The 7,779-nt window shown below is 73.2% G+C and carries 6 protein-coding genes; 4 read left to right on the top strand and 2 right to left on the bottom strand.

Annotated elements, in window-relative coordinates; genetic code table 11:
- Positions 1–320 precede the first annotated feature (320 nt).
- Positions 321–2,261 (top strand): SpoIIE family protein phosphatase, encoded by a 1,941-nt coding sequence (locus ACFWVV_RS15505; protein WP_384341759.1) that lies wholly within the window; start codon positions 321–323, stop codon positions 2,259–2,261.
- Between the two features lie 69 nt (positions 2,262–2,330).
- On the top strand, positions 2,331–3,563 hold the full coding sequence (hemW, locus tag ACFWVV_RS15500) for a radical SAM family heme chaperone HemW (protein ID WP_384341757.1): 1,233 nt from the start codon (positions 2,331–2,333) through the stop codon (positions 3,561–3,563).
- 6 nt (positions 3,564–3,569) lie between these two features.
- On the opposite strand, the gene ACFWVV_RS15495 is transcribed toward hemW, so the two are convergent.
- Both ACFWVV_RS15495 and ACFWVV_RS15490 read right to left on the bottom strand, forming a co-directional pair.
- Complete coding sequence (locus ACFWVV_RS15495) at positions 3,570–4,394, bottom strand: DUF3097 domain-containing protein (protein ID WP_384341755.1); 825 nt, start codon at positions 4,392–4,394, stop codon at positions 3,570–3,572.
- Between the two features lie 191 nt (positions 4,395–4,585).
- The gene (locus tag ACFWVV_RS15490) at positions 4,586–5,326 is read right to left on the bottom strand and encodes an MBL fold metallo-hydrolase (protein WP_384341753.1); all 741 of its coding nucleotides are present in this window, start codon (positions 5,324–5,326) and stop codon (positions 4,586–4,588) included.
- A 177-nt stretch (positions 5,327–5,503) separates the two neighbouring features.
- On the opposite strand from ACFWVV_RS15490, the gene hrcA reads away from it, so the two are divergent.
- A complete protein-coding gene (gene hrcA, locus ACFWVV_RS15485) occupies positions 5,504–6,520 on the top strand; it encodes a heat-inducible transcriptional repressor HrcA (protein WP_384342181.1) in 1,017 nt (338 codons plus the stop codon).
- Entirely contained in the window at positions 6,521–7,660 is a 1,140-nt protein-coding gene (gene dnaJ / locus ACFWVV_RS15480; protein ID WP_384341751.1) for a molecular chaperone DnaJ, read from the top strand.
- Positions 7,661–7,779 lie beyond the last annotated feature (119 nt).

Genomic DNA, 7,779 nt, shown 5'->3' with positions numbered 1-7,779 from the left:
CTCCGCTTCCACCCAACCCCACCTTCCCGTGGAGCGTCGCGGGGGGCCCGTGGCCCCCCCGCCCCCGGGGGGGGGGGGGGGGGCCCCCCCCCCCCCCCCCCCCCCCCCCCCCCCCCCCCACCGCTGTTTCCGCACCCTGCCGGTGAAGCCGGCGGCCCCCTGTCGCCCGTGCGTGCGCACCTGGGTTCCCCGGGCGTACGAGGTGGCTCGTTCGTGGCGCATTGTGACCCACTTCGGTGACTCGGTGCTTATGGACGGGCTCGTTCTGTCACCCTGGTTGTCGTCAGCGGCGCATTGCGACAACGGTCAGGAGCCGCACCGTGACATTCATTCCGACCCAGCGGGACGAAGGCGCCCGTGAGACCGCCCCGCAGGCCGGGAGGTACGAGATCCAGTCCGAGGCCCGCACGAGCCTGCCCGGGAACGCACTGGCGCCCTCCGCCGCGCGGAAATTCGTCCGGGCCGCCGTCGCGGACTGGACGGGCACCGCCCTGCTGCCGGGCGACGACGGCATCGCCGGCCGGCTCGCCGACGACGCCGCCCTGGTCGTCAACGAACTCGTCACCAACGCGGTGGTGCACGCCGGCACCACCGTCGAGCTCGTGTGCCGCATCGACCGGCCGGATGCCCGGGGCGACGCCACCGTCCTGGTCGTGGAGGTCTCCGACCACCACCCCACCCGGGTGGTGCACCACCAGCCGCAGCGCCGCGAGAGGAGCGGCGCCCCGGAGCACGGTCGCGGCCTGCACCTCGTCGCCGGACTCGCCGAGAGCTGGGGCGTCACCTACCGCACCGGCCTCAAGACCGTCTGGGCCGCCCTTACCCTGGAGAACTGGCAGCAGCCGTCGGCCACGGCGGACGCACAGAGGGCCGGCCGCAGTGCCCTCACCTCCGAGCAGGCCCTCAGACGCGGACTGCTCACTGCCGAGCTCCTCGCCCCGCTGCCCCGGCGGACGGGCCGCGAGAAGGACCCCGACTGGATCAACCGGGGGGCCCTGTCGTTCCTGGCCGAGGCCTCCGACCTGCTGGCCGGACAGTTCGACCAGGACATGGTGGTCGCACTGGCGGCGCAGCTCCTGGTGCCCCGGCTGGCCGACTGGTGTGCCGTATGGCTCGATCCGGAGGGCGGCGGGCCGGCCGCGGAGCCGCGGCTCGCCCGGGTCTGGCACGCACACGAGGCCTGCACGGAAGAGCTGCGGGCCCTGTTGGAGAAGGAGCCGCCCCGGCTGCCGGACTCGGCCCGCGGCGGACCCGTGCCACTGCCGTGGCCGGCCGCGGCGGAGGGTGGCGGCGCCGGTGCGGTGCTCGCCTGCCGGATGGTGGTGGGCGGGCGCAGGGTCGGCATCCTGATGCTGGGCCGGGCCGGAATCGACCGCATCCCCGACGAGGTGACCTGCCTGATCGAGGACTTCGTCCGCCGGGTCGCGCTGGCCGTCGGCGCCGCCCGCCGCTACACCCAGCAGGCCAACATCTCCCACGTCCTGCAGCGGGCCCTGCTGCCCAGCAGGGTCGCGGAGATCCCCGGCGTGGCCAGCGCCCTCGTCTACGAGCCCCGCGGCGAGGGGCTGGCGGGCGGCGACTTCTACGACATCTTCCACCCGGCGGACGGCCGCTGGTGCTTCGCGCTCGGCGACGTGCAGGGAAACGGCCCCGAGGCCGCCGTGGTCACCGGGCTGGTGCGGCCCTGGCTGCGGCTGCTCGCACGCGAGGGCTACCAGGTCGCGGAGGTCCTCGACCGCCTCAACCGGCTGCTGCTCGACGACGCGACCGAGTCCGCGGACGCCGCGGCCCGGCTGGTCGCCGCAGCCGGCGGCCAGGAGCTCCCCGAGGGCCCGCAGGCCCGCTTCCTGTCGATGCTGTACGGGGAGCTGGTGCCGCTTCCGGCGGCGGAGGGCGGCGGGGTGCGCTGCACGGTCTCCAGCGCCGGACACCCCCTGCCGCTGGTGCTGCGGCCGGACGGCGAGGTGCGGGCGGCGGGCCGTCCTGGTGTGCTGCTCGGGGTGCTGGACGACGCCGTGTACGAGAGCGAGACGTTCGTGCTGGCACCGGGGGAGTCGCTGCTGAGCGTCACCGACGGAGTGACGGAGCGGCGCAGCGGGCGGGTGATGTTCGACGACGGCGACGGGCTGGCGGAGGTGCTGGCGGGCTGCGTGGGGCTGTCGGCACAAGGGGTCGCGGAGCGGATCACCCGGGCGGTGCACGCCTTCGACGCCGAGCCGCCGGACGACGATCTGGCCCTGCTGGTCCTGCGCGCGGAGTAGCGGGCGGGGCCGGGACGGAGGCCGGGCCCGGTGGCCGGAGCTTTGGGCCAGAGGGCGGACAATGGGGGCATGCCTTCTGTACTGCCTGACGGTGAGCCCATGCCCGAGGACGGGGCGCTGCCTCCCGACGCGCTGCGGGGGGCGGGGGAGCGGCCCCTCGGGTTCTATCTGCACGTTCCCTACTGCGCGACCCGCTGCGGCTACTGCGACTTCAACACCTACACCGCGACCGAGCTGCGCGGCTCCGGCGGGGCGCTCGCCTCCCGCGACAACTACGCGGCGACGCTCGTGGAGGAGGTGCGCCTTGCGCGCAAGGTCCTGGGCGACGACCCGAGGCCGGTGCGGACCGTGTTCGTCGGCGGGGGCACGCCCACGCTGCTTCCCGCGGGTGATCTCGTCACGATGCTGGGGGCGATCCGCGACGAGTTCGGCCTGGCCGAGGACTGCGAGGTCACGACGGAGGCCAATCCGGAGTCGGTGAACCCTGCGTACCTGGCGGAGCTGCGCGAGGGAGGCTTCAACCGGGTGTCGTTCGGCATGCAGAGCGCCCGGCCGCACGTACTGAAGGTCCTGGACCGTACGCACACCCCGGGCCGTCCCGAGGAGTGCGTCGCGGAGGCGCGGGCCGCCGGGTTCGACCATGTGAACCTGGACCTGATCTACGGCACGCCCGGGGAGTCGGACGCCGACTGGCAGGCGTCCCTGGACGCGGCCGTGGGGGCGGGGCCCGACCACGTCAGCGCGTACGCGCTGATCGTCGAGGAGGGCACTCAGCTGGCCCGGCGGATCCGGCGCGGCGAGGTCCCGATGACCGACGACGACGTGCACGCCGACCGCTACCTGATGACCGAGCAGGCCCTGTCCGCGGCCGGTTTCTCCTGGTACGAGGTGTCCAACTGGGCCACGTCCGACGCCGGCCGCTGCCTGCACAACGAGCTGTACTGGCGGGGCGCCGACTGGTGGGGGGCAGGTCCCGGTGCGCACAGCCACGTCGGTGGCGTGCGCTGGTGGAACGTCAAGCACCCCGGGGCCTACGCACAGGCCCTCGGCGACGGCCGCTCCCCGGGCGCCGGGCGCGAGGTGCTGTCGGACGAGGACCGGCGGGTCGAACGGATCCTGCTGGAACTGCGGCTGGTGGAGGGCTGTGAGCTGGCACTGCTGAAGCCCGCGGGGCTGGCCGCCGCGGAGAAGGCGGTAAGGGGCGGGCTCCTGGAGGACGGTCCTTACACCGAGGGACGTGCGGTGCTGACGCTGCGCGGCAGGCTGCTGGCGGACGCGGTGGTCCGGGACCTGGTGGACTGAAGCGGACTACGGCGCCGGTGCCGTGACGAAGTCGATCAGTTCCTCGACCCGGCCGAGCAGCTCGGGCTGGAGGTCGCGGTAGGAGCGGACCTTGCCCAGGATGTGCTGCCAGGCGGCGCCCGTGTTCTCCGGCCAGCCCAGGGAGCGGCACACGCCCGTCTTCCAGTCCTGGCCGCGGGGCACCACCGGCCAGCCGTGGATGCCCACCGAGGAGGGCTTCACGGCCTCCCACACATCGATGTACGGGTGCCCGACGACCAGCACGTGCGGGTCGGTCACCGACGCGGCGATCCGGGACTCCTTGGAGCCGGGCACCAGGTGGTCGACCAGGACGCCGAGCCTGGCCCCCTCGCTGGGGGCGAACCCGGCGACGATCGCGGGGAGGTCGTCGATTCCCTCCAGGTACTCGACGACGACGCCCTCGATGCGCAGGTCGTCGCCCCACACGCGCTCCACCAGTTCGGCGTCGTGGCGGCCCTCCACGTAGATACGGCCCGCCCTGGCCACGCGTGCGCGCGCGTGCGCGACGGCGAGGGAGCCGGAGGCGGTACGGGAAGGACGGGCCGGGGCGGCGCCGGCCGACGGCCTGACCAGGGTGACGGGCCTGCCCTCGTGGAGGAAGCCGGCCGGAGTCATGGGGAACACCCGGTGCTTGCCGAAGCGGTCCTCCAGGGTCACCGTGGGGCCCTCCGCGGTCTTCTCGGTACGGATCACCGCGCCGCAGAAACCGGTGGACACCTCCTCGATCACCAGGTCGGGCTCGGCGGGGAGTTCCGGGGCGGGCGTCGACTTCTTCCAGGGCGGGGTGAAGTCCGGGCTGTAGCTGCGCATTTGCCAAACGCTACAGGGGCGGGCGGGGGAGCGGCCCGCGGCACGGCACCTGCCCCCTGGGCCGCGCCCGGAAGCCATCCGCGCCCGCCCGGCCGGGAAAGCCACCCGCCCCCTGGCCGCGCCCGGAGGCCGCCCGTGCCGCCCGGCCGCGGAAGCCATCCGCCCCCGCCCGGCCACAGAGGACGCCCCGCCTAGACGCCGAAGCGGGCCGCCAGGGTGTCGCGTTGCGCGCGGACGAAGGCGGCGTCCACCGCGGCCCCGTGGCCGGGGACGTACACCGCGCTCTCGCCGCCCAGCGCGAGCAGCCGGTCCAGGGCTTCTGGCCAGCGCCCGGGGACGGCGTCGGGGCCCGCCTGCGGGTCGCCCGACTCCTCCACCAGGTCGCCGCAGAAGACCACCCCGGGGGCGCCGCCGACGCCGGGCACCAGGGCCACCAGGTCGTGGGAGCTGTGGGCGGGGCCCAGGCTGGCCAGCAGGACGGTGCGGCCGCCGCCCAGATCGAGGGTGCGCTCGCCGGACACCAGGTGCCGGGGGGCGGTCAGCAGTTCTGCGGCCTCGGCGGCGGCGCCCGGATCGACTCCCTGGCGTACCGCGTCGACGGCGATCGACTCGCGCTCCGAAGTGAGGAGCGTCTCCATGCCGGCGGCGGCGAAGACCTCCGCCCCCGCGAAGACACCCGTCCCCAGGACGTGGTCGAAGTGCGGATGGCTGAGCGCGATGTGCGTCACTCTGCGGCCCAGCAGCGCCTCGGCCCCGCGACGGATCCCGGCGCCTTCGCGCAGCGTCGAGCCGGTGTCGTACAACAGCGCCCCGTGCGCCCCTGCCACCAGGCCGACAGTGGCGTCCCAGCCCGGAAGCCGGAGCCGGGCGACACCCGGAGCGAGTCCTTCCCAGTCCGTGTCCGCGTCGGGCTCTTCCCCTTGAAAGTCCATACCGTGACGCTAGCGTGAGCAGTCGCCCTTGTTCGGGTGGCACCCCGCCGCCGTACACTGGCCCGGACAGTGGCTGGCACTCGTGCACGGGGAGTGCCAGGCGGGGCGGCGGGGAACACGCCCGTGGACGACCGACCGACCCGCACCAGGGAACAACACGGCTTGGAGGTGTGCGCGATGCTCAGTGAACGCAGACTTGAAGTGCTGCGCGCCATCGTCCAGGACTACGTCGGCACGGAGGAGCCCGTCGGCTCCAAGGCGCTCACCGAGCGCCATCAGCTCGGCGTCTCCCCGGCCACCGTCCGCAACGACATGGCGGCCTTGGAGGACGAGGGATTCATCGCCCAGCCGCACACGAGTGCCGGGCGCATCCCCACGGACAAGGGCTACCGGCTGTTCGTCGACCGGCTGGCGGGGGTCAAGCCCCTGTCCACGCCGGAGCGGCGGGCCATCCAGAACTTCCTGGACGCCTCCGTCGACCTCGACGACGTCGTCGCCCGTACCGTGCGGCTGCTCGCGCAGCTGACCCGGCAGGTGGCCGTCGTGCAGTACCCGTCCCTGACCAGGTCGACGGTGCGGCATGTGGAATTGCTCTCACTTGCCCCCGCGCGGCTGATGCTGGTGCTGATCACCGACACCGGCCGCGTCGAGCAGCGCATGATCGACTGCCCGGCGCCGTTCGGCGAGACGTCTCTGGCGGATCTGCGGGCGCGGCTCAACAGCCGGGTCGTCGGCCGCCGTTTCTCCGACGTACCGCAGCTGGTGCAGGAACTTCCCGAGTCGTTCGATCCGGAGGACAGGGGAACCGTCTCGACGGTTCTGGCGACTCTTCTGGAGACGCTCGTGGAGGAGACCGAGGAACGGCTGATGATCGGCGGCACCGCCAATCTCACCCGCTTCGGCCATGACTTCCCGCTCACCATCCGCCCCGTTCTGGAGGCGCTGGAGGAGCAGGTGGTTCTGCTGAAGCTGCTCGGTGAGGCGACCGAGTCCGGTATGACCGTACGTATCGGGCACGAGAACGCCCATGAAGGACTCAGTTCTACGTCCGTGGTCGCAGTCGGCTACGGTTCGGGCGACGAGGCAGTCGCCAAACTAGGCGTGGTCGGACCGACCCGCATGGACTACCCCGGAACGATGGGAGCGGTACGCGCAGTGGCACGTTACGTCGGACAGATCCTGGCGGAGTCGTAAGTGGCCACGGACTACTACGCCGTTCTCGGCGTGCGCCGCGACGCTTCCCAGGACGAAATCAAGAAGGCGTTTCGGCGTCTTGCGCGTGAGCTTCACCCGGACGTCAATCCGGATCCGAAGACTCAGGAGCGCTTCAAGGAGATCAACGCCGCCTACGAGGTGCTGTCGGACCCGCAGAAGAAGCAGGTCTACGACCTCGGCGGCGATCCGCTGTCCCAGTCGGGCGGCGGCGGGGCCGGCGGCTTCGGCCAGGGCGGCTTCGGCAACTTCTCCGACATCATGGACGCCTTCTTCGGTACGGCCTCGCAGCGCGGACCGCGCTCGCGGACCCGCCGCGGCCAGGACGCCATGATCCGCCTGGAGATCGACCTCAACGAGGCGGCCTTCGGCACCACCAAGGAGATCCAGGTCGACACCGCCGTGGTGTGCACGACCTGCAGTGGCGAGGGCGCGGCCCCCGGCACCTCCGCGCAGACCTGTGACATGTGCCGCGGCCGCGGTGAGGTCTCGCAGGTCACCCGGTCGTTCCTCGGCCAGGTCATGACGTCGCGGCCCTGCCCGCAGTGCCAGGGCTTCGGCACGGTCGTGCCCACGCCGTGCCCGGAGTGCGCCGGCGACGGCCGCGTACGGTCGCGTCGCACGCTCACCGTGAAGATCCCTGCCGGTGTCGACAACGGCACCCGCATCCAGCTCGCGGGCGAGGGCGAGGTCGGCCCCGGCGGCGGCCCCGCAGGCGACCTGTACGTGGAGATCCACGAGCAGCCCCACCAGACCTTCCAGCGGCGCGGCGACGACCTGCACTGCACGGTGACCATCCCGATGACGGCGGGCGCGCTCGGCACCAAGGTGCCGCTGGAGACCCTCGACGGCGTCGAGGAGATCGACATCAGGCCCGGGACGCAGTCGGGCCAGTCGGTGCCGCTGCACGGGCGAGGCGTCACGCATCTGCGCGGCGGCGGCCGGGGCGACCTGATCGTGCACGTCGAGGTGCTCACCCCGACCAAGCTGGACCAGCAGCAGGAGGACCTGCTGCGCCAGCTGGCCAAGCTGCGCGGCGAGGAGCGGCCCCAGGGCCAGTTCCAGCCGGGACAGCAGGGACTGTTCTCGCGGCTGAAGGACGCTTTCAACGGCCGGACCTGAAATCGGGCGGGCTGCGGCAGGGGCGGGGGCCGGGCGGGGGGTGCAGCAGCCGGCCCGGTGGGTTAGGGCGGGGGCGCGGGGGCGGAGGGGGGGGGGGGGCAGGGGGGGGGTGACGGCGG

Source organism: Streptomyces sp. NPDC058663, from assembly GCF_042716745.1.
Classification (GTDB): Bacteria; Actinomycetota; Actinomycetes; order Streptomycetales; family Streptomycetaceae; genus Streptomyces.
Note: the sequence above shows the minus strand (reverse complement) of the source record. Positions and strands in the feature narration are given on the sequence as shown.

What these genes read in the sequence shown, in the direction of transcription:
- hemW (WP_384341757.1), top strand. Translation starts at nt 2,331, where the DNA reads ATGCCTTCTGTACTGCCTGACGGTGAGCCCATGCCCGAGGACGGGGCG.
- ACFWVV_RS15495 (WP_384341755.1), bottom strand. Translation starts at nt 4,394, where the DNA reads ATGCGCAGCTACAGCCCGGACTTCACCCCGCCCTGGAAGAAGTCGACG.
- ACFWVV_RS15490 (WP_384341753.1), bottom strand. Translation starts at nt 5,326, where the DNA reads ATGGACTTTCAAGGGGAAGAGCCCGACGCGGACACGGACTGGGAAGGA.
- hrcA (WP_384342181.1), top strand. Translation starts at nt 5,504, where the DNA reads ATGCTCAGTGAACGCAGACTTGAAGTGCTGCGCGCCATCGTCCAGGAC.